The organism is Cellulomonas sp. (genome assembly GCF_965229465.1).
Lineage (GTDB): Bacteria > Actinomycetota > Actinomycetes > Actinomycetales > Cellulomonadaceae > Cellulomonas.
The window spans coordinates 2637185-2662194 of record NZ_OZ245882.1 but is presented as its reverse complement, the minus strand read 5'-3'; the positions used below and the strand labels follow the sequence as shown (position 1 = coordinate 2662194).

The window sequence follows — 25010 nt, the reverse complement described above, 5'->3', positions numbered from 1 at the left end:
GTGCTGAGCGTGCCGTCGGGGACGCCGTCGGGCGTGCCGGTGGCGGAGACGGTCGGGAGGGTCACGGTCCGAGTCTAGATCGGCAGGCCGCGGCGGCCCCTGCCAGGAGGCGCACCACGGGTGTGACCTGCACCCGACCCGCACGGCGCCGACACACGGCGGTCGCGGGCCGGGCCGACCTGACCTGGTCTGTCGGTGGGATGGGGCAGGCTGGGCGCGTGAGCACCGGCCCCCTGAGCACCCCGGCGACGGCCGGCCCACCGCCGCTGCGCGCCGCGGACACCACCCCCGACCGCCCGTGGCCCGTCCGGCACCTGGCGCCCAAGATCGCCGACTACATCGCGAAGATGCCGCCGGTGTGGGTCGAGGGGCAGGTGCTCAACCTCAAGAAGTGGAACACCCTCTACTTCCTCACGCTGCGGGACACCGACCTCGACATGTCCCTGTCGGTCACGGCACCGGCGTCGGCGATCGACCGGCTCGCCGACAAGCTGGCCGACGGCGCACACCTCGTCGTGCACGCGCGCCCGCAGTTCCACGCCAAGAAGGGGACGCTGACGTTCGCGGCCGACGACGTCCGGCTGGTCGGGCTGGGTGAGCTGCTGGCCCGGATCGAGCACCTCAAGGGGATCCTCGGGGCCGAGGGGCTGTTCGAGCCGTCGCGCAAGCGCGCGCTGCCGTTCCTGCCCGCGGTGGTGGGGCTGATCGTCGCGCAGCAGGGGGACGCCGAGCACGACGTGGTGTCGAACGCCCGCGCGCGCTGGTCGGCGGTGCAGTTCGAGATCCGACGCGTCACCGTGCAGGGCCCGCGGGCCGTCCCGGAGGTCAGCGCAGCCATCGCGGAGCTCGACCGAGACCCCCGTGTCGACGTCATCGTGGTCGCGCGCGGCGGCGGCTCGTTCGAGGACCTGCTGCCGTTCAGCAACGAGTCGCTGGTCCGCGTGGCGGCGGCCTGCCGGACCCCGCTGGTCAGCGCCATCGGGCATCACCTGGACACGCCGCTGCTGGACCTCGTCGCGGACTTCCGCGCGTCGACCCCCACCGACGCCGCCAAGCGGGTGGTGCCCGACGTGAGCGAGGAGCGTGCGCGCGTGACGCAGGCCCGGCTCCGCGCCCGCGCCGCGCTGACCATGCGACTGACCCGCGAGCAGACCGGCCTCGACCACTGGCGCAGCAGGCCGGTGCTGGTCAACCCGACCACGCTGGTGGACGTCCACGAGCACCGTGTCGTCGCCCTGCGGGAGAGCGCTCGGCGCTCCCTGCACACCGCGCTCGTGCACGGTCGCGCGGAGGTCGCCGGGCTCGCGGCGCAGGTGCGTGCGCTCTCACCGGCGGCCACGCTCGACCGGGGGTACGCCGTGGTGCGCCGGGCCGACGGGCACGTGGTCCGGGACCCGGCCGAGGTGGCCGCCGGCGACGCCCTGCGCATCCGGGTGGCCCGCGGCGAGCTCGCCGCCCAGGTCACGGCCCCCTGAGCCGAGTGCACACGGACGGGCCTGGGGTGCGATGAGCGGCGAGCCGAGCGACCGACCACGGCAGACGAGCGTCCTCGTCCTGGTGGTCACACTCGTCGCGATGATGGCCGCGGGACTCGTGTTCGCGCTCGACTGGGTCGTCGAGTGGCCCACGGGCGTCCTGGTCGGTGCCGTCGCGATCGCGGTGGCGGGTCTGGTGGTGTTCTTCGTCGCGGGTGTGCGGCAGGCTCGCGGCTCCGGGCTGGGGGTGTTCCGGGCGGTCGGTCGTGCGGTGCGCGGCACGATCCGCGCTGCGTTCGAGCTGTTCTTCTGACGAACACCCTCGCCGACAGATCGGGACGCGGACGGTGTGGGCACATCCTGGTTGACTGTCCCCGTGCCGAAGCCGTCCCAGTCCCCACCGTCCGACCCGAACGCTGACGTGGCCGCCCTCGGCTACGAGCAGGCCCGCGACGAGCTGGTGGCGGTCGTCGCCCGGCTCGAGGCCGGTGCGGCGACCCTCGAGGAGTCGCTGACCCTCTGGGAGCGCGGCGAGGCGCTCGCCAAGCGCTGCCAGGAGTGGCTCGACGGTGCACGTGAGCGGCTCAGCGCGGTGCGGGACGTCGCCGCGACGACCGACGAGGAGTCCTGATGACCACGCCCGCGGTCGAGCGCGCGCTCGTGCTCGGTGAGGCCCTGATCGACGTCGTCACCCGTCCCGACGGCAGTCGCGCCCAGCACCCGGGCGGCAGCCCCGCCAACGTGGCGCTCGGGCTCGGACGCCTCGGCCGGCGCGTGGACCTGCTCACCTGGCTGGGGCACGACACGGACGGCGACCTCGTCCGGCGGCACCTGCGCGGCTCGGGGGTGAACGTCCTGGAGGGCAACCGCTCGGCCCTGCGGACGCCCGTGGCGACGGCGCACATCGACCAGACCGGCGCGGCGACCTACGAGTTCGACCTCGAGTGGGACCTGCCCGAGACGTGGGACGAGGACCCGGGCGACCCGGTGGTCGTCCACACCGGCTCGATCGCGACGGTGCTCCAGCCCGGCGGGGCCGCGGTCGCGACGATCGTCGCGCGTCGCCGTGCGACGTCGACCATCACCTACGACCCGAACCTGCGCCCGGTGCTCATGGGCTCCCCCGCGCACGCGCTGCCGGTGGTGGACGCGCTCGTCCGGCTGGCCGACGTGGTGAAGGTCAGCGACGAGGACCTCGCGTGGCTGCACCCGGGCGTCGCGCCCGCGGAGATCGCCGAGCAGTGGAGCCGGTCCGGGCCGTCGCTCGTGGTCGTGACGCACGGCGGCGACGGGGCGTTCGCCAGCACGTCGGCCGGCGCGCGGATCTCGGTCGAGGCCCCGAAGGTGCAGGTGGCGGACACCGTCGGCGCCGGCGACTCCTTCATGGGCGGCCTGATCGACGGCCTGTGGTCGGCGGGGCTGCTCGGCGCGGGTCGTCGACAGGCGCTCGCCGACGTGGATGCGTCCACAGTTCAGGCGGTGCTGGAGCGGTGCGCGCGGATCGCGGCCATCACGGTGTCGCGCGCAGGGGCCAACCCGCCGCGGCTCGCCGAGCTGGCCTGACGGGGTCGGTCAGGCGCGGGCCTTCTCCCGTGCCTGCGCCCGCTCGAGCGACGCCTTGCGGTCGGCCTCGTTCTCCCGGTCGAGCGCCTCGGCGGCCGTGCCGTTCCAGGTGAGGTTCTCGCCGCTCTCGGGGTCGAACACCATCATGCGGGCCGGGTCGAACCACAGGTCCGCGTCGACACCGTCCCGGATCTTGGTCTCCGACGGGAGGGCGACGATCAGCTGGGTGCGCAGCCCCTCGCCGTCCAGGTCGCGGTCGAGCTCCTCGAGCGTCGTCGCGACGTGCGGGTTCGTGTCGAACGGGATGTACGCGTAGAGCTCGGAGCCGAGCCACTCGGTGACGTCCACGGGGGCGCTGAAGGTGACCCCGGCACCCTTCTTGGCGTCCTCGACGAGCGCGGCATCCTCGAAGTGCTCCGGGCGGATGCCGACGATGACGATCTCCTTGCCCTTCAGCTTGGGGGCGAGCTCCGCGGAGATCGGGACCTCGGCGAACGGCAGCGTCATCGTCGACCCGTGGATCTCCCCCGGCAGGAAGTTCATGGGCGGCGACCCGATGAAGCCGGCGACGAACAGGTTCACCGGCTGCTCGTACAGGCCGCGTGGGCTGGCCACCTGCTGGAGCTCCCCCTTGCGCAGGACGGCCACCCGGTCGCCGAGGGTCATGGCCTCGGTCTGGTCGTGGGTGACGTAGACGGTGGTCGTGCCCAGGCGGCGCTGCATGCGCGCGATCTCTGTGCGCATCTGCCCGCGGAGCTTGGCGTCGAGGTTGGACAGGGGCTCGTCGAACAGGAACGCCTCCGCCTCGCGGACGATCGCGCGGCCCATCGCGACCCGCTGCCGCTGACCGCCGGACAGGTTGGCGGGCTTGCGGTCGAGGTGGTCCTGCAGCTCGAGCGTCTTGGCGGCGAACTCGACCTTCTCCCTGATCTGCGCGTCGGTGAACTGGCCCTTCTGCAGGCGCAGGGGGAACGCGATGTTCTCGAAGACGGTCAGGTGCGGGTAGAGCGCGTAGTTCTGGAACACCATCGCCAGGTGCCGGTCGCGGGGGGCCTTGTCGTTGACCCTCTTGCCGCCGATGTGCAGGTCGCCCGCCGTGATGTCCTCGAGGCCCACGATCATGCGCAGCAGCGTCGACTTCCCGCAGCCCGACGGCCCGACGAGGATGACGAACTCGCCGTCGGCGATGTCCAGGCTGACGCCCTTCACGGCGAGGAAGCCGTCGCCGTACTGCTTGACGATGTCCTTGAGAGTGATGGCGGCCATCGGATCTCCTTCGTGGTCAGCCCTTGACGGCGCCCTGGGTCAGGCCGGACACGATCTGGCGTTGGAAGAGCAGGACGAGGATGACCACCGGGATGGTCACGATGATGGCGGCGGCGGAGATCGACCCCGTCGGCTCCTCGAACTGCGAGGCGCCGGTGAAGAACGCCAGCGCCGCCGGGACGGGACGGGCACGGTCGGTCGACGTGAGCGAGATGCCGTAGACGAAGTCGTTCCACGCGATGAAGAACGCGATCAGCGCGGTGGTGAACACACCGGGCGCAGCGAGCGGCACGATCGCCTTGCGGAAGGCCTGCCACGTGGTCGCCCCGTCCACCTGCGCGGCCTGCTCGAGCTCCCACGGGATCTGCCGGAAGAACGCCGCGAGCGTCCAGATGGAGATCGGCAGGGTGAGCGAGAGGTACGGGATGATCAGGCCGAGCCAGGTGTCGTAGAGGCCGATGTTCCGCCACAGGTTGAACAGCGGCGTGACGATCGAGATGACCGGGAAGATCGAGACGCCCAGCGCGGTGAGCAGGACCATCCGCTTGCCCGGGAAGTCGAGCCGCGCGATCGCGTACGCGGCGAGCGTGGCGAGCACCACGGCGATGGCCGTGGCGATCAGCGAGATCCCGATCGAGTTGCGCAGCGAGGACAGGAACAGGGTCTGTGCGGATCCGCCCGGCGCGAGGATCTCCTCGTAGTTCACGGTCGTCCAGGTCTTCGGCCAGAACAGCCCGAGGTTGAGCTGGCTCGGCAGCTTGAACGACGTCGCGAAGATCGACACGATCGGGAACAGGGCGTACGCGAGCACGAAGATCGTGATGAGGGCCCAGGCGATCTTGGCCCTGGTCGACAGCTGCTTCATCAGCCCGCCCCCCTCGCGCCGCCGGCCAGATCGACCTTGAACAGCTTGACCGCGACCCAGCAGATCAGGATCACGCACAGGAACAGCAGCACGGAGATGGCCGAGCCGAGGCCGATCTCCAGCCGTCCGATCGAGGTCCGGTACGCCAGCAGCGACAGCACCTCGGTGCCGTTGGCCCCGTTGGTCATGATGAACACGTTGTCGAAGATGCGGAACGCGTCGAGGGCGCGGAACAGGACGGCCACCATGATCGCGGCCTTCATGTTCGGCAGGACCACCCGCGTGAGGCGCTGCCACCACGTCGCGCCGTCGACCTCGGCCGCCTCCTCCAGCTCGGTCGGCACCTGCGAGAGGCCGGCCAGCAGGAGGAGGGAGATGAACGGCGTGGTCTTCCAGATCTCCGACATGATGATCACGAAGAGGCTGGTGCCCTGCTGGGCGAACCAGTTGAGGTCCGTGCTGATCCCGGGCACCCAGGCGAACCAGTGGTTGACGTACCCCGAGTTGATGTCGAACGCGTAGAACCACGCGAAGGCCGAGACCACGGTGATGATCCCGTACGGCACCAGGATCGCCGTGCGGAGCAGGCCGCGGAGCTGCGTGATGGCGCGGTGCATGACGAGTGCGAGCCCGAACCCGAGGAGCAGCTCGACCACCACGGTCACCACCGTGATGAACACGGTGACGCCGAGCGCCTGCCAGAAGAGCGGGTCGGACAGCACGACCGAGTAGTTGGACAGGCCCGCCCAGCGCTTGTCGTCCGGCGCGGTGAGCCGGAAGTGGAAGAGGGAGTCGTAGAAGGCCTGCAGGATCGGGTACAGGGTGACGGCGAGCATGACGACGAACGCGGGGCCCGCGAGCAGCCAGCCGAGCCGGGCCTCGGACTTCGCCCGGTCGCTGCGACCGGCCTTCGCGGCGGCGTCGCGCAGGTCCGGTCTCTTGTCGGCGACCGTGGTCATAGCAGCTGCTCCCCTCGAAGCACAGCGGTGATCAGGTCCGTCGACTCCGTCGGCGTCGTCGCCGGGTCGACCGCGCTCGGTGGGTGCCAGGTCTGCTGCAGGCCGGTGGACACCTCGTTGTAGTACGGGGTCTGCGGCCGCGGGACGGCGAGCTCGAGCGACTCCCGGATCACGTCCGCCATCGGGAACGCCTCCGTGACCGCGGGGTCGTCGTAGGCCTCGGTGTTGGACGGGGGGTTGCCGTTCGTCGCGAAGTACTGCGCCTGGTGCTCGGGGGTGACGATGCACTCCGCGGCCTTGTAGGACAGGTCGACGTACTTGCTGAAGGCCCCGATCCCGAGGTTGATCCCGCCGTACGGCGGTGCGCTCGGCTGTCCCTCGGTCACCTGCGGGTACAGCGCCCAGCCGATGTCGTCGAGGAGCGCCTGGTCGAACGTGCCGTCCTCGACGCCGGCCTTCGTGGCGGACCAGACGAACGGCCAGTTCACCATGAACGAGCCCTTGTCGCCCTGGAAGATGGACAGCGACGCCCCCTCGTCCTCCGTCGGCAGGGCGGGACCGCCGAGGCCCTCCTTGCCGATCGTGCCGATGATCGTCGCGGCGGCCTCACCCGCCGGGGTCTCCAGCCCGAGCGTCAGCTCGTCCGCCGGAGCCTCGGGGTTCTCGAGGATCGTGCCGCCGGCGGACGCGACGAGCGCGTTGATCCACACGGTGAGCGACTCGGCCTTGGTGCCCTGGACGGCGAGGTACTTGTCCTGGTCCTTGGACGCGGTCATGATCTGGTCCCACGTGACCGGGGCCTTGGCCGGGTCCAGGCCTGCCGCCGCCGCGACGGACTTGCGGTACCAGAGCAGCTGGGTGTTCGCCCAGAACGGGACGGACACGAGCTTGTCGTCCCACGTGGCCCCCGCCAGGGCGCCCGCGACGACGTTCTCGGTCACCCGCTGCGCGACATCGTCGGGCACGGGGGCCAGGAACCCCGGTTCGGCCATCTCGGGGACGAACGGCGGGTCCAGGCTCATGATGTCGATCGACGAGTCCTTGGCCGCCAGCCGGCGCGCCAGCTGCTCCCGCTGGGCGCTCGCGTCGCGCGGCAGGACCGACACCTCGATCACGTACTCGCCGTTCGCAGACTCCGTGCACTGCTTGGCGATCTCGGCCTGCCCGCCGTCGTCCGGGTTGATGTACCAGGTGAGCACGGGAGTTCCGGAGCCGGATCCCGCGCACGCTGCCAGCGGGACGGCGACCGCCAGCCCGGTGACGAGGGCCAGAGCTCGTCTGCGTCGTCCCACGGAACACCCCCTCAGGCGGAGACCTCGGCGTCTCACCCCCTTGGCTACACCCTCCGGGTGAAGACACGCCACCGGAACGGGTCGACCGACTGCTGGAACGCAGCCTGCGGACCGCCCGCGGACCTGCGAGCATGACGCCGTGCCACGACCCAAGACGCCTGCCGAGGCCCTGTCCGCGCTGCGCGAAGGGAACGAGCGGTTCGTCCGCGGCGAGATGCTCCACCCGTCGCAGGGGGTCGGTCACCGCTCCGAGCTGAGCGTCGCGCAGTACCCGTTCGCGGTGATCTTCGGCTGCTCGGACTCCCGGGTCGCGGCCGAGATCATCTTCGACCAGGGGCTCGGCGACGTGTTCGTCGTGCGGACCGCCGGCCACGTGCTGGACACCACCGTGATCGGCTCGATCGAGTACGGCGTCGACGTGCTCGGCGCGTCGCTCGTGGTCGTCCTCGGGCACGACAGCTGCGGGGCGGTCGCGGCCGCGACGACGGCGCTGACCACCGGCGAGCTGCCGACGGGCTTCGTCCGCGCCATCGTCGACCGGGTCATCCCGAGCATCGTCAACCTGGCCGGCGGGGGCCTGGGCGCCCTGGACTCGCTCGATCCCGCCGTCCTGGGGCACGAGCACGTGCGGCACACCGTGCAGATGCTCCAGGGGTACTCCCGTTCGCTCGCGGAGTCCGTCACGGAGGGGCGCGTGGCGATCGTCGGGCTCGAGTACACGCTGGTGGACGGGACCGTGCACCTGACGGAGTCGCTGGGCGACGTCGGGGTCTAGACGTGCGGCAGGATGGCACGCATGACTGCTGAGTTCCGCATCGAGCACGACACGATGGGTGAGGTGCGCGTCCCCGTCGACGCCCTCTACCGCGCACAGACGCAGCGCGCCGTGGAGAACTTCCCCATCTCCGGCAACCGCCTCGAGCGCAGCCACATCGAGGCGCTGGCCCGCATCAAGAAGGCGGCGGCCCGCGCGAACGCCGAGCTGGGGGTGCTCGAGCAGGACATCGCCGACGCCATCGTCGCGGCGGCCGACGACGTCGCGAGCGGCGCGCACGACGGCGACTTCCCGATCGACGTCTACCAGACGGGTTCCGGGACCAGCTCGAACATGAACACCAACGAGGTGCTCGCGACGCTCGCCACGCGGCGGCTCGGCCGCGACGTGCACCCGAACGACCACGTCAACGCCTCGCAGTCGTCGAACGACGTGTTCCCCACGTCCGTGCACGTCGCCGCGACCGCCGGCGTGGTCCGCGACCTGGTCCCCGCGCTGGCCCACCTGGCCGAGGCGCTGGAGGCCAAGAGCGTCGAGTGGGCGCAGGTGGTCAAGTCCGGCCGCACGCACCTCATGGACGCCACCCCCGTCACGCTCGGGCAGGAGTTCGGCGGGTACGCCGCCGCGGTGCGGTACGGCATCGAGCGGCTCGAGTCGGCGCTCCCCCGGGCCGCCGAGGTCCCCCTGGGCGGCACCGCGGTCGGCACCGGGATCAACACCCCAGCCGGCTTCCCGCAGCGCGTGATCGAGCTGCTGCGCGAGGACACCGGGCTGCCGCTGACCGAGGCGCGCGACCACTTCGAGGCGCAGAGCTCCCGCGACGGGCTGGTCGAGCTGTCCGGCGCGCTCCGGACCATCGCGGTCAGTCTCACCAAGATCTGCAACGACCTGCGCTGGATGGGTTCTGGCCCCAACACCGGCCTCGGCGAGATCGCGATCCCCGACCTGCAGCCCGGCTCGTCGATCATGCCCGGCAAGGTCAACCCGGTGATCCCCGAGGCCGTGCTCATGGTCGCCGCGCGGGTGGTCGGCAACGACGCCACCGTCGCCTGGGCCGGCGCGAGCGGGTCGTTCGAGCTCAACGTGCAGATCCCCGTGATCGCCGCCGGGGTGCTCGAGTCCGTCCGGCTGCTGGCCAACGCGTCGCGGCTGCTCGCGGACAAGACGGTGGTCGGCCTGGTCGCCAACGTCGAGCGCGCCCGCGCCCTGGCCGAGTCGTCGCCGTCGATCGTCACCCCGCTCAACCGCGTGATCGGCTACGAGGCGGCGGCGAAGATCGCCAAGCACGCCGTCAAGCACGGGATCACCGTGCGGGCCGCCGTGATCGACCTGGGCTTCGTCGAGCGCGGCGAGGTCACCGAGGAGCAGCTGGACAGCGCGCTCGACGTGCTGAGCATGACGCGCCCGCCCCAGCGCTGACCGGCTCACCTCCTCGGTTCGTATCGGTTCGATCACAACTGCGGGAACGCTCCCACGCCGCCCCTGACCTCCCATACGATCGCCGGACCGCGCGCCGACCCGACGTCGACCGCGCGCCGAGACGAGGAGGTCCGATGGGGTGGAGCCTGCGCGTGCTGCGCCATCGCGCCGCCGCCCAGCGCACCCTCCTGGCCACGGTGGTCGCGGTGGCCCTCGTCGGCGCCAGCCTGCTCGGCACGTTCGCGCTCCTGCTGTTCACCAGCGAGAACCGCGCGCTCGACACCGCGCTGAACCGCGCCCCGGCCACCGCCACCGACGTCGACGCGATCCTCACGCTCGGCCGGACGGACCCCCTGCACGCCGTCGCCTCCGGCGGCGCGTTCCTGGACGACCTGCTGGGCGACGTCCCCTCGACGCGCACGCAGTGGCTCACGTCGCCGATGTACCGACTGCCCGGCCTAGGTGTACCCACCGCTCCGATGGCCTACCTCGCGGTCAGCCCCCAGGTCCCGGCGCACGCGACGCTGCTCGCGGGCGCGTGGCCCGTGGGTGGCGCCGACGGCGAGGGCCGGGTGCAGGTCGCCGTCCCGAAGGTCGCCGCGGACCGGTACGGCTGGGCGGTCGGGACCGAGCTGCCCGTGCAGAACCTGGGCTCGTACACCGAGAGCACCGTCGTCGTGGTCGGCATCCACGAGCTGGCCGGACCGCGCGGCCTGTGGACGCGGGACCTGCTGCTCGGTGCGGAGCACGACCCGTCCTATCCCGTGCCCGGCAGCTTCGGCTTCGTCACCACCGACGCGTGGGGTCCGTTCGTCGTCGCCCCGGAGGCGCTGTCCACCCCCGAGTCGGTCGCGACCGTCCGGCTCGTCGCGTCCCCGCGGCTCGCGGACAGCCCACCCGGCGCGGTCGACGCCGTGCGTGGACGGCTCGACGACGCACAGGCGACGCTGGTCTCCGCGACCGAGCACGACGTGAGCTCGGCGCAGCTCAGCTCGAGGCTGGCCACCACGATCGATGCCGCGCAGGGCAACCTCGCGGTCACCCGCGTCAGCCTGGTCATCGTCGGGCTCATGCTGGTGGTGCTCGCGGTCACCGTGCTGCTGCTGGCCGCGCGCCTGCTCGCCGACCGCCGGGCACCGGAGCAGACGCTCATGTCCTCCCGCGGGGCGTCGGGGCGCCAGCTGCTCGGGCTCGCGGCGCTCGAGGCCGGGGCGGTCGCGCTCGTCACCACGCTCGTCTCGCCGTGGCTGGCCGGCCTGCTGTTCCAGGCGATCACGTCCGTCGGTCCGCTCGCCCGGGCGGGCCTGCACCACGACCCGGGCCGCCCGGCGTCGCTGTGGATCACCTGCATCGTCTCGTCCTTCGTCCTCGCCGCCGTCCTGCTCGGTCCGCTGCTGCGACGGCGGGGCAGCGTCGTGGACGCCGAGCAGCAGCTGGTCCGGCAGGACCGCCGCGGGGGTCTGGCGCGCTCCGGGGCGGACCTCGCGCTCGTCGTGCTCGCCGGGCTGGCCGTCTGGCAGCTGCGCGCCTACCGGTCGCCCGTCGTGGCGGCAGGCCCGGCGCGGCTCGACCCCGTCCTCGTGGCGGCGCCTGCGCTCCTTTTGCTCGCCGGCGCCGTCCTGACGCTTCGCCTGTTGCCGCTCGTCGCGCGTGCCGGGGAGCAGCTCGCGGCCCGGAGCAGGTCGCTCGTGGCCCCGCTCGCGGCGTGGGAGGTCGGTCGACGGCCCGGACGCGCGGCCGGCGCGGTGCTGCTGCTGACCCTGGCGCTGGCGGTCGGGTCGTTCTCGCAGTCCTTCCTCAGCACGTGGCGGACCTCGCAGGCCGAGCAGGTGGACCTCGCCACGGGGACCGACGTGCGGCTGGACCGCATGGACGGTTCGGGCATCGCGCAGGCCGCGGTCGTCGGTAGTCTGCCCGGCGTTCAGGCCGACAGCCCCGTCACGTTCCGGTCGGTGGACCTGGGCGAGCCCAGCGACTCCCCCGGGGAGAGCCGGGGCCGGTCGGTGAACCTCCTCGCCCTCGACACCACGCAGGCCGACGCGTTGCTGCGCGGCAGGATCTCGCCGTCGTGGGCCACCCTCGCGGAACCGCTCCAGCCGACGACACCCGTGGACGGCGTCGCGCTGCCCGGCTCACCCAGCAGCCTGGTGGTGGACGTGGAGAGCTCCGTGTCGCCCGCGGTCGGCGGGCTCCTGCTGGTCAGCCTGGTCGTGGAGGACCCGCTCGGGACGCGTACGCCGCTGGAGCTGCCGCCGGTCCCGCTCGTCGGGATCTCGGGGGACGTCGAGGTCGCCCTGCCGGCCACCTCCCCCGGCCTGCGGCTCGTCGGGGTCGTCGTGCAGACCCTCCCCGACTCCACCGACCCCGGCGACCTGTTCGGCCCGGGGCAGGCCGACGTGCAGCTGGACGTGCGACTGGGCGACCTGCGAGCGGTCGAGCGACCGGCCGGGGCCACCACCGACACCGTCACCCCGGTCGCGCTGGCCGCCGCCCCCTGGACCGTGCAGGGCGCCCTCCAGGAGAACAACAAGCGGCCCCTGCTCGGGCTCCGGACCGAGGGCGAGGTCCTGCGTGTCACCGGGGGGATCGACCCCATCGAGCTCCTGTTCGGCCGCTCCGGGTTCGCCGCCACGACGTTCGCCGCGCCCGGACCGGTCCCGGTGGTCGTCACCGACACGCTGATGGCCTGGTTCTCCCTCGCCGTGGGGGACGAGCTCGAGCTGGACCTGGGCGGCGTCCGCGTACCGGTGGTCGTCCAGCGGGAGGTCGCGTACCTGCCGGGCCTGCCCACGGGTGCCGGGGTGCTGGCCGACCGCGACCTGCTGACGCGCGCCGCCCTGCTCGGCTCGTCGACCGACCCGCTGCTGGACGAGTGGTGGCTCCAGGTCCCCGACGCGAGCGCGCCCGCGCTGGTCGAGCAGGTCCGGCAGGGCGACCTGGGGGTCGCGGTCGACCGGGTGACCGCCCGAGCCGTCGCCACCGAGGGGCCGCTGCGCGTCGGGGTGCAGGCGGCGCTGTGGATCGTCACGGTCGCGGCGGTGGCGCTCGCCGTCGCGGGCTTCGCGATGAGCGCGACGGTGGCCGTCCGGACCCGTCGGCTCGAGCTGGCACGGCTCCAGGCGCTCGGCGCCGCCCGGTCCGGCCTCGTGCGCTCCGTCCTGGTCGAGCACGGGATCCTCGGCGTGCTGGGCCTGGTGGCGGGCCTCACCCTCGGGGCGGTGCTGGGTCAGGTCGTGGCGCCGCTGGTCACCGTGTCTGCCGCAGGCGCCCGGCCCGTCCCCGCCGTGCTCGTGCAGTGGCCGTGGCCCACGCAGGCGGCCCTCGCCGTCGTGCTCGTCGTGCTGGTCGGCGGAGCGGTCGCGCTCACCACGAACACCCTCCTGCGCCGCGCGTCGGGTGAGCTCCTGCGGCTGGGGGACGAGCGATGACGACCACGACGCAGCGCGCGCGGACCGGCGAGGCCTGGCGGTCGACCACCGCCGACGCGGTCCTCGTCGCGCGCCGACGCAGCCGGCAGGACGCGGGGCTGCTGGTGCTGGCCGCCGTCGTGCTGGCCGTCACCGTGCTCATCGCGCTGGCAGTCCCCCGGATCGTGCTGCGGACCGCCGACACGGGCGTGCAGGGTGCCGTGCGGGAGGCCGGGACCACGGCGGACGTGGTGGCCACGCTGGGCAGCGGGCCTGGGTTCGGCACCGTCGGGACCGACGGGCGGCCGGACCGGGTCGACAACGCGGCGACCCTGGTCGCGAACGCCGCGACGACCATGCGGACCTCGCTCCCCGAGTCCGTCCAGGCCGTCACGGGGCCCGTGGTCACGGCCGTGCAGAGCGGCGCGCTCACCGCGCAGGTGCGCGACGGCGTCGTGTCCACCCGGCTCCTGCACCTCGGGACGCCCACCACCACGGACCCGATCGTCCGCTGGGTGGCAGGGGTCGAGCCGCGCATGGCGCCCGGGCCGGCGACCGGCTCGTCGGACCCGCGCGTGGTCGAGGTCGGCATCTCCGCCTCCGCCGCCGACCGGCTCGGCGTCGCGATCGGTGACCGGCTGGCCCTCACCGGCCCGACGCGCGGGGAGGCCACCGCCCTCGTGGTCGGCACGTACGAGCCCGTCGACCCCTCGTCGCCGGTCTGGTCGACCTATTCCGACCTGCTCGACCTGGTGCCCCCGCCGGGCGCCGCGCGGGTCGTCGGCCGTGCGGGCCTGCTGCTCTCGGACGCCTCGCTGCCGGACGCGATGCTCGCCCTACGGTCCGCCCAGTCGATCACCACGGCCTTCCGGTTCCCCGCCGACCCCACGGACCTGCGCGCGACCGACACCCGGGCCGTCGCGCACGCGGTCACGCAGCTCGTCGCCCTGCCGGGGCCGCTCGCCGGGTCGGACGGGCGCACGCCGTCGGTCGCGAGCGACCTGGACAGCGTGCTCCGCGCAGCCGACGCCCGCCTGCTCGCCGGGACCGCCCAGACGTCGGTCCTCCTCGTCGGCCTCGCGGCGGTGGGTGCCCTCACGCTCGTCCTCGCCGCGCGGTTGCTGGTGGTCCGGCGCGAGACGTTCCTGCTCGCCGAGCGCGCCCGTGGGGCGTCGGTCGCCTCGGTCGCCGTGCGGGCTCTGGTCGAGAGCGTCCCGCTCGTCGCGGTCGCCGCGGCTGTGGGCGCCGCCGGCGCGTGGCTGGTCGCTCCCGACGCCCGCGGCAGCTGGGTGGTGGCGGCCGCGATCGTGGCGGTCGCCGCGGCGGCACCCGCGATCTCCGCGGCGGTCGTGGTCGCGGGCGCCTGGACGGGGCGCCGGCTGCCCGCCAACCGCGCGGACCGCGAGCGCGTGCTCGGCCGGCGTCGCACGCGCCGACTGACCGCCGAGCTGGCGCTCGTCGCGATCGCGGCTGCCGCGCTGGTGTCCGCGCGGGGACGCGGGCTCGTGCAGACGGCCACCGGCGGAGTCGACCTCCTGCTCGCCGCCACCCCGGTCCTGCTCGCGTGCGCGGCGACCGTGCTCGTGGCGCGCGCCCTGCCGGTGGCGCTGCGCAGCATCTCCGGGATCGCCGCCCGCCGGCGCGGGCTGGTGCCCCTGGTGGCGACCGCCCGGGCAGGCCGCACCGCCGGCACCCGGGTCCCCCTGCTCACCCTGACGATCGCGGTCGCCCTGGTCGTGTTCTGCGGCACGACCGCCGTCACCGTCACCGCGGGCCAGCGCACCGCCGCGGACATCGTCGTCGGCGCGGAGGTCCGCATCGACGGCACGCTGGACCCCGCCCTCGTGGACGTCCTGCGCGGCTCCCCGGGAGTGACCGCGGTGGCCGGCGCCGCGGTGCTCAGCGAGCGGACCTTCGGCCGGTCGAGCGGGGTCAAGGCGCAGGTGCTGCTGGTCGACTCCGCCGCGCTCGCGCAGATCCTCGAGGCGCACGGCCGCACGGTGGACGCCGACCTGCCCGCGCTCGGGCCCGCGGTCGGGGACGACGTCCCGGCACTCATCTCGCCGACGCTGCAGAGCACGGCAGCCCTGATCCCGCCCGCCCTCATGGGCTCGGTGGAGTTCGTCGACCTCCGCGTCGTCGGCACCACTGAGCACCCCCCGTTCGTGCCGACGGGCATCTCGACGATCTCCGACGCGAGGGGCGTGGTGATGGTCGACCGCGGGGCGTACGAGGCCGTCTCGGGCGACGAGGTCCCCGCGACGACGACGTGGGTGGACGGTCCGGGCGCGGTGGCCGCGGTCCGCGACGCCGGCGTGTCCGGGGTCTTCGGCACCACGGTGACCGAGCACGACGAGTGGCTGAGCACCTGGCGGGCGTCCCCGCTCAACGCCGGGCTGCTGGCGCTGCTGGTCGCGACGGGCCTGATCCTGGCGGGGTACGCGGCGCTGGGGCTGGTCCTCACCGTGGTCGCGACGAGCCGCGAGCGCGGCCGCACCCTGTCCGCCCTGCGCACCCTCGGCCTGGACGCGCGCACGGCCCGCGCGATGACGTTCGGGGAGCTGGCGCCGCTGGCCCTCGCGGCTGTGCTGGCGGGGACCGCGATCGGCATCGCGGTGCCGTGGCTGCTCACCGGTGCGCTCGGGCTCGACCTGCTCACCGGTCACCCCGAGGCGACGGCGCTCCAGGTCACCTGGGTCCCGGTCGTCGGCGCGACGGCCGTGGTGCTGGTCGCGCTGGCCGTGGCGGTGGTCGTCGAGTCGGCGATCCGCCGGCGGGACCGGCTCGGCGAGGTGCTACGGGTGGGCGAACGATGAACGGCTCGACACGACGGAGGCTCCGATGACGGTCATGCAGGACGAGCCCACGCTCGGCGCCCTGGAGGAGCGCGCCCGGCAGCGCACGGGTGCGTTCGGCGAGCACGCGCTGATCGTGTGCGACTCGCTGGTGCGCATCTACCAGTCCGAGGGGGTCGAGGTGCAGGCGCTGCAGGGCCTGGACCTCCTGGTCGAGGACGGCGAGCTGGTCGCGATCGTCGGCGCCTCCGGCTCGGGCAAGTCGACGCTGCTGTCGGTCCTGTCCGGCCTCGACGTCCCCACGGCCGGCAAGGTGCGCGTGGGCCCGTGGGACCTCATGGCGATGACGAGCGCCCAGCGGGTGGCCTACCGGCGCTCGATGGTCGGGTTCGTCTGGCAGCAGACGGCCCGCAACGTGGTGCCGTACCTGAGCGCGACCGAGAACGTGGCGTTCCCCATGGCACTGGCCGGGGTCCGCCGCAAGGAGCGCGACCGCAGGGCCACCGAGCTGCTCGACGTGCTCGGCGTCGGCTACTGCGCGGACCGTCGACCGGGCCAGATGTCCGGCGGTGAGCAGCAGCGGGTGGCCATCGCGGTCGCCCTGGCCAACTCCCCGCGCGTGCTGTTCGCCGACGAGCCCACCGGGGAGCTCGACTCCGCCACCTCGCACGACGTGCTGGAGGGCCTGCGGACCGTCAACCGCGAGCTCGGCACCACGGTGGTCGTCGTCACGCACGACCCCGGCGTCAGCGAGCACGTGCAGCGCACCGTGGCCATCCGCGACGGACGCACGAGCTCGGAGACGGTGCGGCGCACGCACACGCGCGAGGACGGGACCGAGCACGTGGTGGCCGAGGAGCTGGCGGTGCTGGACCGGGCGGGCCGGGTGCAGCTGCCGCGCGAGTACCGGGAGGCGCTGAACCTGGTGGGCCGCGTCCGGCTGGCGCTCGAGGAGTCGCACGTCTCGCTGTGGCCGGACCGGCCGAACCCGCACGCCGCTGCGCGACCCCAGGGCCGCCACGCGACACCCCCCACCGAGGAGTCCGGCTCATGACGGTGACCCTCACCGACCCCGTCGTCCGGGTCGAGCACGTCAGCCGCACCTACGGCACGGGCTCGGCGGCCGTGCACGCGCTCCAGGACGTCTCGTTCACGATCGCGCCGGGCGAGCTGGTCGCGCTCGTCGGCCGCTCGGGCTCCGGTAAGACCACGCTGCTCAACGTCATCGGCGGGCTCGACCGGCCCGACGAGGGCCGCGCGATCGTCGACGGCCGCGAGGTGTCGTCGCTGGACGAGCGCGGCCTGGTCGAGCTGCGGCGCGACGTCGTCTCGTTCGTGTTCCAGACGTTCGGGCTGGTGCCCGTGCTCTCGGCGGCCGAGAACATCGGCGTGCCGCTGCGCCTGCGCAAGCTGCCCACCAAGGACCGCGAGGCCCGCGTGCAGCTGCTGCTCGACCTCGTCGGGCTGGGTCCGCACGCGCTCCAGCGCCCGGGCGAGCTGTCCGGCGGTCAGCAGCAGCGGGTGGCGATCGCCCGCTCGCTGGCCAACTCGCCGCGCCTGCTGGTGGCCGACGAGCCGACCGGCCAGCTGGACACCGAGACCGGCACCGCCGTGATGGCGCTGATCCGCGCGGTCGTCGAGGCCGAGGGCATGACCGCCATCGTGTCCACCCACGACCCGCTCATGGTCTCGCTGGCCGACCGCGTCCTGCACATCGCCGACGGCCGGCTGGCCGAGGGCTGACCGACCACCTGCTCGACGGCTGATCAGGCCGGCCGCAGGACCAGCCGCCCGACCGGGCTCCACCAGGGTGTGCCGGTCAGCCGGCCCCCGCGCGCGACGGACGTGTCGGCGTCGAGGGGGACGGCGGCCTTCTGAGCCCGGCCGAGGGCCCACCGGAAGTCGTAGACCCACGCGCGGCCCCCGGGGCGCAGCACGCGCCGCACCTCGCGCAGGCCGGACGCGGGGTCGGCCCAGTGGTGCTGGCTCAGCGTCGAGACCACGACGTCGAACGTGGCGTCGGGCCACGGCAGGTCGCCCACGTCCGCGACGGAGAACGTGACGTCACCACCACCCTGGCGGGCCTGCTCGATCATCTCGGGGGCGAGGTCGATCGCGTCGATCTGGAGGTCCGGGCTCGTCCCGGCGATCAACCGCGGCAGCGCTCCCGGCCCCGTCCCCACGTCGAGCACCCGCGCCCCCGCGGGCAGCCCGAGGGCGGCGACGTCCCGGGCGACCCGGCGGTACAGGCGGTCGGCCACACGTCCCGCGACGCGGTCGTAGGCGGCCGGGTGGTGGACCAGACCCAGCATGGTCTCGCGTCCGTGGGCGTGCATCGTCCCTGACATGGCGACTCTCCCCTACAGTTGTACGTCACAACTCATTGCAGTGAGAGTAGGCGCAACAGTTGTACTCCACAACCTTTCCGGACGACGACCTGCAACGGTTCTTCCAGCAGATCGCGCGGTCCAGCGGCTTCCTCGAGGCGGTCCAGACGACGCACGAGCACGCCGGCGTGCGCCTCTCGATGTCCGAGACCTTCGCGCTCGGAGAGCTGGCCGCGGCGGGCGCGCTGTCGCAGCAGGACCTCGCCGCGCGGCTGGGGCTCGAGAAGAGCACGGTCAGCCGGCTCGCCGCGGGGATGGAGACCCGCGGATGGCTGCGCCGCGAGCGGCAGACCGACGACCGTCGCCTGTACCGCCTCGAGCTGACCGCCGAGGGCCGGGACGTCGCCGACCGGGTCGGCGCCGAGCTGCGGGAGCACCACCGCCACCTGCTCGCCGGGCTCAGCGCCGACGAGCGGCACGCCCTGGCCGTGGGGCTGGGCGCTCTGGTCCGCCAGCTCGACGCGGAGCACGCGCGGCACGCCGGCGCCTGACGACCCCTCCTAGACCACTCCCGCCGTGCCGAGCAGGTTGCCCACCAGGAACGTCGCCGCCAGAGCGAGCGCGCCGCCGACGACCACCCGCGCCGCCGCACGCACCCGGGAGCCGCCGCCGATCCACGCCGCGACCGCGCCCGTGATGCCGAGCGCCACGAGCGTGACGACGAAGGTCACCGGCACGCGGACGCCCGCCGGCGGCAGCAGGATCGCGAGCATCGGGAGCACGGCGCCGAGCGTGAAGGCCACGGCGGAGGCGAGGGCCGCGTGCCACGGGCTCACCACATCGCTCTGGTCGAACCGCAGCTCGGCCGCGAGGTGCGCGGACAGCGCGTCGCGGGCGGTCAGCTCGATCGCTACCGTGCGCGCGGTCTCCGCCGAGAGGCCCTGGTCCTGATAGAGCTGCTGGAGCTCCAGCAGCTCGCCGGCGGGGTCGTCCGCGAGCTCGCGGCGCTCCTTGTCGATCAGGTGGCGCTCCGAGTCGCGCTGGCTGCTCACCGAGACGTACTCCCCCAGCGCCATGGAGACCGCGCCGCCCACCGCCGCGGCGACGCCGGCCGTGGTGATCGCCCCGGTGCTCGCGGTCGCCCCGGCCACGCCCACCACGACGGCGGCCGTGGACACGATGCCGTCGTTCGCCCCCAGCACGCCCGCGCGCAGCCAGTTCAGCCGCTGCGCGACGTTGGCGCCCCCGTGCGGCTCGTCGCGCGTGGGGGCGTCCGCCGTCATCCCGTCAGCGAAGCACCGGGCCGGTGCCCTCGGCAAGCAGTGGGGCCGCTCACACCTCGATGCCCTCCAGCAGCTCCGTGACGAGCGCCGCGACCGGCGACCGCTCGGAGCGCGTGAGCGTGATGTGCGCGAACAGCGGGTGCCCCTTGAGCGCCTCGATCACCGCGGCGACGCCGTCGTGGCGGCCGACGCGCAGGTTGTCGCGCTGGGCGACGTCGTGCGTGAGGACCACGCGCGAGCTCTGCCCGATGCGCGAGAGCACCGTGAGCAGCACGTTGCGCTCGAGCGACTGCGCCTCGTCGACGATCACGAACGCGTCGTGCAGGGAGCGTCCGCGGATGTGGGTGAGCGGCAGCACCTCGAGGATGTCGCGGTCCATGATCTCCTCGACGACCTCCTTGGACACCAGCGCGCCCAGGGTGTCGAACACGGCCTGCGCCCACGGGTTCATCTTCTCGTCGGCGCTCCCCGGCAGGTAGCCGAGGTCCTGGCCGCCGACCGCGTACAGCGGCCGGAACACCATGACCTTGCGGTGCTGCCGGCGTTCCAGCACCGCCTCGAGCCCGGCGCAGAGCGCCAGCGCCGACTTGCCCGTGCCGGCGCGCCCGCCGAGCGAGACGATCCCGATCTCCTCGTCGAGCAGCAGGTCGATCGCGATCCGCTGCTCCGCGCTGCGGCCGTGCAGCCCGAACACGTCCTGGTCGCCGCGCACCAGCTGCACGTGCTTGTCGGCCGTCACGCGGCCGAGGGCCGAGCCGCGGGGGCTGTGCAGGACGACGCCGGTGTGGCAGAGCATGTCGTTCGGGCTCTGGTTCCCGCTGGCGCTCATCGGGGTGAACCCCGTCGCGATCTCGGCCAGCGGCACCGTCTCGTGCTCCCAGAGGTTCGCCATCTGCTGCTCGGCCAGGTCGAGGGCGTCCATGCCGGTCCAGCCGGAGTCGACGGCCAGCTCGGCCCGGTACTCCTCCGCGCACAGACCCACGGCCGACGCCTTGACCCGCATCGGCAGGTCCTTGGAGACGACGACGACGTCCTTGCCCTCGGCCGCGAGGTTGGCCGCGACGGCGAGGATCCGGGTGTCGTTGTCGCCCAGCCGGAAGCCGGCCGGCAGCACGGTGGGGTCGGTGTGGTTGAGCTCGACGCGCAGGGTGCCGCCGTCATCACCGAGGGGGATCGGGATGTCGAGGCGGCCGTGCTCGATGCGCAGGTCGTCGAGCATCCGCAGGGCGGCCCGGGCGAAGTAGCCGAGCTCGGCGTGGTGCCGCTTGGCCTCGAGCTCCGTGATGACGACGACGGGGAGGACCACGTCGTGCTCCGCGAACCGCAGGATCGCCCGCGGGTCTGAGAGGAGCACCGAGGTGTCGAGCACGTGGGTCTTGCGGCCATCGGCCTTGTCCAGCTGGTCGGTCGTGGACTGGGGGTCGTGCTGCGCCTTGCTGACCACGGCAGGCTCCCTCCGGCGCTAGGTGCGCCGAGACGGGCACCGGACACCGGCGTCCTGCCAGAGCAGGACCACGCACCGACGTACGGCGACGGGACGGGGGCGGTCGGCCCCTCCGGGAACAGAGGGCCGGGTCCGACCCTCCTCCCGGAGCGGATGCTCCATGGGCTGGCCTCCCGGGGACAACGGTCGCTGTCCTCTACGGCGGAACGTACGCCCGGGGTAGGACCCGTCCAGCACGACACGCGCAGATGTCACATGACGTTCACACAGCCGCCGGGTGAACCCTCAGCGACCGCCGCGACGCTCCCGGGCGGCGTAGGCGCGGACCGCCCGCAGGAAGTCCACACGGCGGAAGTCGGGCCAGTAGGCCTCGCAGAAGTAGAACTCCGAGTGGGCGCTCTGCCAGAGCAGGAAGCCACCGAGGCGCTGCTCCCCCGACGTCCGGATGACCAGCTCGGGGTCCGGCTGCCCCTTGGTGTACAGGTGCTCGGCGATGTGCTCGACGTCGAACGCCTCCGCCAGCTCGTCCAGGCTGGAGCCGGCCTCCGCGTGCTTGCGCAGGAAGGCCTTCACGGCGTCGGCGATCTCGCGGCGTCCGCCGTACCCGACCGCGATGTTGACGTGCAGGCCGACGACGCCCGCCGTGGCGTCCTGGGCAGAGACCAGGGCCTTGACCGTGTGGTCGGGGAGCAGGTCGAGCGCACCGACCGCCTGGATGCGCCAGCGGCCCGTCGCGGCGAGCGCCCCGACCGCGTCCTCGATGATCGCGAGCAGCTGCTCGAGCTCGTCGGCGCCGCGGGAGAGGTTGTCCGTGGAGAGCATCCACAGGGTCACCACCTCGACGCCGATGTCCTCGCTCCACTGGAGCAGGTCGGCGATCTTGTCGGCGCCCGCCTGGTGCCCGTGCCGCGTCGACTCGCCCACGCTGCGCGCCCAGCGCCGGTTGCCGTCGAGGATGACCCCGACGTGGCGGGGCAGCCCGTCCTTCGGGAGCGACGCGGCGAGCTGGCGTTCGTACAGCCCGTAGAGCGGGCGGGGCAGACGCACGCGCACTCCTTCGTTCGGCTCACGGGAACCCGCTCACCGTACTCGTCGAGCGTGCCCCGCGGGCCCGGTCGTCCGCCTCGGCCGGCGGTGCCCGGGTGGGGCCTCGGCTGCGTGCGCCCAGCCGCGCGCGGTACGTTCGGGACGGTGCCGTCACGTCGGGTCCGGCGCGTTCGACACCCCTACCTACGGTGTCGTAACCTACGGAGTCGTAGGTTCCACCCATGACGAAGAGAGACCGCTCCATGAGCACCACCCCCGCGTCGGTACCGGGACAGCAGCCGGGGGCCGCCCTGGGTCACGACGAGCCGGACGGGCTGGTCGAGCGGGTCACCGAGAGCCTCAAGCCGCACCTGCGCGGCTGGATCCACGCGGGCGTCACGCCGTTCGTGATCGTGGCGTCGATCGTGCTCGTCGTGCTCTCGCCGACGCCGGCGGCCCGGTGGTCCACCGCGATCTTCGGTATCACCGCGATCATGCTCTTCGGCACGTCGGCGGTCTACCACCGCGGTCACTGGTCCCCCCGCACGGCGGCCGTGCTGCGCCGGCTGGACCACACCAACATCTTCCTGATCATCGCGGGCACCTACACGCCGCTGTCGGTGCTCCTGCTGCCCGCGGACACCGCCCGCACGTTGCTGATCGTCGTGTGGACCGGCGCCCTGATCGGCACGCTGGCCCGCATCTTCTGGCTCGGCGCGCCCCGGTGGGTCTACGTGCCCGTCTACGTGGCGCTCGGCTGGGTGGCGGTCTGGTTCTTCCCCTCGTTCTACCGCTCCGGCGGGCTGGCCATCCTGGTGCTCATCGCGGGCGGCGGGCTCGCGTACACGCTCGGCGCGATCGTCTACGGCACCAAGTGGCCCAACCCGAGCCCGCGCTGGTTCGGGTTCCACGAGATCTTCCACGTGCTCACCGTGGTCGGGTACACCTGCCACTACATCGCGGTGTCGATCGCGTCGTACGGCTCCGCCTGAGCTCAGGCGACGGGCACCACGGTGTACCGGCGGTTGGCCAGCGACGGGTTCTGCTCCCGCACCCGCAGCAGCGCGGCACCGTCCAGGTCCACCGTCCGCACCTGCGGCTTCTCGTCCATCTCCAGGCCGACCACGCCGTCCGGCGCGACGACGAGCGACCGCCCGGTGACGCCCTTGCCGGCCTGCCCGACGGCGACCACCGCGGCGGTGTTCTCGATCGCGCGCGCGACGGCCAGCGTCCGCCAGTGCATCGCCTTGAGCTCCCCGGACGCCCAGGCGGCGGGCACCACGAGCACCTGCGCGCCGGCGTCGACCAGCCGGCGGGCCGACTCGGGGAACCGCAGGTCGTAGCAGGTGAGCACCCCGAAGGTCAGGCCACCGATGTCGAGCACCAGCGGGGGCGCGTCGACGGGTCCGGGCACCAGCCGGTCCGACTCCTTGTGGCCGAACGCGTCGTAGAGGTGCACCTTGCGGTAGACCCCCACCAGCGCCCCGGTGCCGTCGACGGCCACGACCGCGTTCACCGCACGGGCGTCGCCGCCGTCGCCCGGCAGCGTCGTGCCGGCTAGCACCGCCACGCCGGTCGCCCGGGCCCGGTCGCGGAGCATGGTGACGAACGGTCCGTCCAGCGGCTCCGCGTGCTCCGCGCCGACGCCCCGCGGGTCGAAGCCCGAGGCGTACTCGGGCAGCACCAGCACGTCCGCACGGGTGCGGGCGGCGGTGCGGAACGCGTCCTCGACCACCTGGCGGTTGGCCGTGTGGTCGTCGCTGACCTGGAGCTGCGCCACGGTCACACGCACCGAGGGGCGCTGCGGCGGCTCGGGTGCGGCGCTCATCGAGCAGGGCTTCCCGGTTCGTCGTCGGGGTGCACGTCCCTGGGGGCGACCTCGACGTCCGCGTCGACCTCGAGGTCGGGCCCGGCCGCGCCGGCGTCGACCAGGCCGAGGTCGGAGTGCGGCTCGATCGACCCGTCGTCCTCCTCGTCGTCGAGCCCGAGCGCCTTCGCCCGTCGGTCGACGACGCGCAGCTGCTTGGTCAGCGACAGGAAGAGGAACACCACCGCGATCGCGAGCGCGAACGTGAACACGAAGCCGAGGAACCCGGGCGACCCGACGGGGGTCCCGTCGATGGTCACGTCGGACGGCGACGGGCTCGGCGCGACGGCGAGCAGGGCGGCGATCATGAGCGCAGCCCGGCGAACAGGTCGTCCTCGGGGAGCGTGACGGGCACGCGCGACGAGGCGAGCTCGTACTCCTCGGTGGGCCACTGGGCGATCTCCAGCTCGCGCGGGACCGCGAAGAAGAAGCCGTCCGGGTCGATCTGCGTGGCGTGGGCGCGCAGGGCGTCGTCGCGCTGGCCGAAGAACGCCGAGCACTCGATGTGGGTCGTCACCTCACGCTCGGGCACCTCGCGGGCCTGCCGCGAGTCCAGCCAGTCACCGAACGGCGACTCGCGGCCGGCGGCGACGATCGCGTCGTGGACGGCCCGCATGCGCGCGAGCGAGAAGCCGTGGTTGTAGTAGAGCTTCGACGGCGTCCACGGCTCGCCCAGGCCGACGTAGCGGTCCGGGTTGCCTGCCGCCTCGAACGCCTCCATCGAGACCCGGTGGCACATGATGTGGTCGGGGTGCGGGTACCCGCCCGACGGGTCGTACGTGGTGATCACGTGCGGCCGGAACTCGCGGACCAGCTCGACCAAGGGGGCCGACGCCTCCTCGAGCGGCACCAGCGCGAAGCACCCCGGGGGAAGCGGTGGGAGGGGGTCGCCCTCGGGCAGCCCGGAGTCGACGAAGCCCAGCCAGCGGTGCTGCACGCCGAGCGCGGCCGCGGCGGCTGCCATCTCGTGGCGCCGGTACTCCCGCATGCCGTCCAGCCCGCCCTCGACCGGTGGGTGCTGCGGGTTGAGCACGTCACCGCGCTCGCCGCCCGTGCACGAGACCACCAGGACGTCGACGCCCTCGGCCACGTACTTCGCCGTGGTCGCGGCACCCTTGCTCGACTCGTCGTCGGGGTGGGCGTGCACCGCCATCAGGCGCAGCCGCTCTCCGGTCACCTCGGGCCTCCCGTCGGTCGCCCGCCGATGGCCCGCCGGGACCACGGAGTCGCGGTCCGCTCGGCACGGG

23 protein-coding genes are annotated in these 25010 nt (G+C 73.4%); 12 read left to right on the top strand and 11 right to left on the bottom strand.

Translation table 11 applies throughout. The features are described 5' to 3' along the window. Positions 1-218 precede the first annotated feature (218 nt). From xseA to ACO06A_RS12740, 4 genes are all read left to right on the top strand, one after another. On the top strand, positions 219-1475 hold the full coding sequence (gene xseA, locus ACO06A_RS12755; RefSeq protein WP_421732597.1) for an exodeoxyribonuclease VII large subunit: 1257 nt from the start codon (positions 219-221) through the stop codon (positions 1473-1475). Between the two features lie 31 nt (positions 1476-1506). After that, positions 1507-1788, top strand: coding sequence for a hypothetical protein (locus ACO06A_RS12750; protein WP_421732595.1), 282 nt, complete (start codon positions 1507-1509; stop codon positions 1786-1788). Between the two features lie 63 nt (positions 1789-1851). Then, a complete protein-coding gene (locus ACO06A_RS12745; protein WP_421732594.1) occupies positions 1852-2106 on the top strand; it encodes an exodeoxyribonuclease VII small subunit in 255 nt (84 codons plus the stop codon). Continuing rightward, positions 2106-3038, top strand: coding sequence for a carbohydrate kinase family protein (locus ACO06A_RS12740; RefSeq protein ID WP_421732593.1), 933 nt, complete (start codon positions 2106-2108; stop codon positions 3036-3038). The genes ACO06A_RS12745 and ACO06A_RS12740 overlap by 1 nt, the downstream gene beginning before the upstream one ends. A gap of 9 nt (positions 3039-3047) precedes the next feature. Here the strand turns inward: ACO06A_RS12740 and ACO06A_RS12735 are convergent, their stop codons facing one another. Genes ACO06A_RS12735 through ACO06A_RS12720 form a run of 4 tightly spaced genes read right to left on the bottom strand, consistent with a single transcriptional unit; the run spans position 3048 to position 7420 of the window. Further along, positions 3048-4304 carry an ABC transporter ATP-binding protein gene (locus tag ACO06A_RS12735; RefSeq protein ID WP_421732592.1) on the bottom strand — a complete coding sequence of 419 codons (1257 nt, stop codon included), beginning with the start codon at positions 4302-4304 and terminating at the stop codon, positions 3048-3050. 16 nt (positions 4305-4320) lie between these two features. Next, positions 4321-5169, bottom strand: coding sequence for a carbohydrate ABC transporter permease (locus tag ACO06A_RS12730; protein ID WP_056095899.1), 849 nt, complete (start codon positions 5167-5169; stop codon positions 4321-4323). After that, a complete protein-coding gene (locus ACO06A_RS12725; protein ID WP_421732590.1) occupies positions 5169-6128 on the bottom strand; it encodes a carbohydrate ABC transporter permease in 960 nt (319 codons plus the stop codon). Before ACO06A_RS12725 ends, ACO06A_RS12730 begins: the two co-directional genes overlap by 1 nt. Further along, on the bottom strand, positions 6125-7420 hold the full coding sequence (locus ACO06A_RS12720) for a sugar ABC transporter substrate-binding protein (RefSeq protein ID WP_421732589.1): 1296 nt from the start codon (positions 7418-7420) through the stop codon (positions 6125-6127). Before ACO06A_RS12720 ends, ACO06A_RS12725 begins: the two co-directional genes overlap by 4 nt. Before the next feature lie 139 nt (positions 7421-7559). Here ACO06A_RS12720 and ACO06A_RS12715 point away from each other — a divergent pair, with 139 nt between their 5' ends. The 6 genes from ACO06A_RS12715 to ACO06A_RS12690 all read left to right on the top strand — a co-directional run bounded on the left by ACO06A_RS12715 (position 7560) and on the right by ACO06A_RS12690 (position 17559). Beyond that, positions 7560-8195, top strand: coding sequence for a carbonic anhydrase (locus ACO06A_RS12715; protein ID WP_343048035.1), 636 nt, complete (start codon positions 7560-7562; stop codon positions 8193-8195). A gap of 21 nt (positions 8196-8216) precedes the next feature. Next, on the top strand, positions 8217-9614 hold the full coding sequence (locus tag ACO06A_RS12710; RefSeq protein ID WP_421732588.1) for a class II fumarate hydratase: 1398 nt from the start codon (positions 8217-8219) through the stop codon (positions 9612-9614). 134 nt (positions 9615-9748) lie between these two features. Next, positions 9749-13042 (top strand): FtsX-like permease family protein, encoded by a 3294-nt coding sequence (locus tag ACO06A_RS12705; RefSeq protein ID WP_421732587.1) that lies wholly within the window; start codon positions 9749-9751, stop codon positions 13040-13042. Beyond that, positions 13039-15837, top strand: a complete 2799-nt coding sequence (locus ACO06A_RS12700) for an FtsX-like permease family protein (protein ID WP_421732586.1) — start codon at positions 13039-13041, stop codon at positions 15835-15837. The genes ACO06A_RS12705 and ACO06A_RS12700 overlap by 4 nt, the downstream gene beginning before the upstream one ends. Positions 15838-15871: 34 nt before the next feature. Next, entirely contained in the window at positions 15872-16870 is a 999-nt protein-coding gene (locus ACO06A_RS12695; RefSeq protein WP_421736058.1) for an ABC transporter ATP-binding protein, read from the top strand. Next, entirely contained in the window at positions 16867-17559 is a 693-nt protein-coding gene (locus ACO06A_RS12690; protein ID WP_421732584.1) for an ABC transporter ATP-binding protein, read from the top strand. The genes ACO06A_RS12695 and ACO06A_RS12690 overlap by 4 nt, the downstream gene beginning before the upstream one ends. 23 nt (positions 17560-17582) lie before the next feature. Here the strand turns inward: ACO06A_RS12690 and ACO06A_RS12685 are convergent, their stop codons facing one another. Then, the gene (locus ACO06A_RS12685) at positions 17583-18164 is read right to left on the bottom strand and encodes a class I SAM-dependent methyltransferase (RefSeq protein WP_421732583.1); all 582 of its coding nucleotides are present in this window, start codon (positions 18162-18164) and stop codon (positions 17583-17585) included. A gap of 59 nt (positions 18165-18223) precedes the next feature. On the opposite strand from ACO06A_RS12685, the gene ACO06A_RS12680 reads away from it, so the two are divergent. Beyond that, positions 18224-18694: a MarR family winged helix-turn-helix transcriptional regulator gene (locus ACO06A_RS12680; protein WP_421732581.1), complete on the top strand. Its 471-nt coding sequence runs from the start codon at positions 18224-18226 to the stop codon at positions 18692-18694. 9 nt (positions 18695-18703) lie between these two features. Here ACO06A_RS12680 and ACO06A_RS12675 read toward each other — a convergent pair whose 3' ends face one another. The 3 genes from ACO06A_RS12675 to ACO06A_RS12665 form a co-directional block, all read right to left on the bottom strand. After that, positions 18704-19426 carry a VIT1/CCC1 transporter family protein gene (locus ACO06A_RS12675; RefSeq protein ID WP_421732580.1) on the bottom strand — a complete coding sequence of 241 codons (723 nt, stop codon included), beginning with the start codon at positions 19424-19426 and terminating at the stop codon, positions 18704-18706. A gap of 49 nt (positions 19427-19475) precedes the next feature. Then, positions 19476-20825 carry a PhoH family protein gene (locus tag ACO06A_RS12670; protein WP_421736057.1) on the bottom strand — a complete coding sequence of 450 codons (1350 nt, stop codon included), beginning with the start codon at positions 20823-20825 and terminating at the stop codon, positions 19476-19478. Between the two features lie 330 nt (positions 20826-21155). Beyond that, positions 21156-21917 (bottom strand): isoprenyl transferase, encoded by a 762-nt coding sequence (locus ACO06A_RS12665; RefSeq protein WP_421732579.1) that lies wholly within the window; start codon positions 21915-21917, stop codon positions 21156-21158. A gap of 221 nt (positions 21918-22138) precedes the next feature. On the opposite strand from ACO06A_RS12665, the gene trhA reads away from it, so the two are divergent. Next, complete coding sequence (trhA, locus tag ACO06A_RS12660; protein WP_421732577.1) at positions 22139-22888, top strand: PAQR family membrane homeostasis protein TrhA; 750 nt, start codon at positions 22139-22141, stop codon at positions 22886-22888. Positions 22889-22890: 2 nt separating this feature from the next. Here trhA and ACO06A_RS12655 read toward each other — a convergent pair whose 3' ends face one another. Genes ACO06A_RS12655 through mca form a run of 3 tightly spaced genes read right to left on the bottom strand, consistent with a single transcriptional unit; the run spans position 22891 to position 24916 of the window. Continuing rightward, positions 22891-23724, bottom strand: a complete 834-nt coding sequence (locus ACO06A_RS12655; RefSeq protein ID WP_421732576.1) for a carbon-nitrogen hydrolase family protein — start codon at positions 23722-23724, stop codon at positions 22891-22893. After that, a complete protein-coding gene (locus ACO06A_RS12650; RefSeq protein WP_421732574.1) occupies positions 23721-24071 on the bottom strand; it encodes a hypothetical protein in 351 nt (116 codons plus the stop codon). The genes ACO06A_RS12655 and ACO06A_RS12650 overlap by 4 nt, the downstream gene beginning before the upstream one ends. Continuing rightward, positions 24068-24916 carry a mycothiol conjugate amidase Mca gene (gene mca, locus ACO06A_RS12645; protein WP_421736056.1) on the bottom strand — a complete coding sequence of 283 codons (849 nt, stop codon included), beginning with the start codon at positions 24914-24916 and terminating at the stop codon, positions 24068-24070. Before mca ends, ACO06A_RS12650 begins: the two co-directional genes overlap by 4 nt. Between the last annotated feature and the right edge of the window lie 94 nt (positions 24917-25010).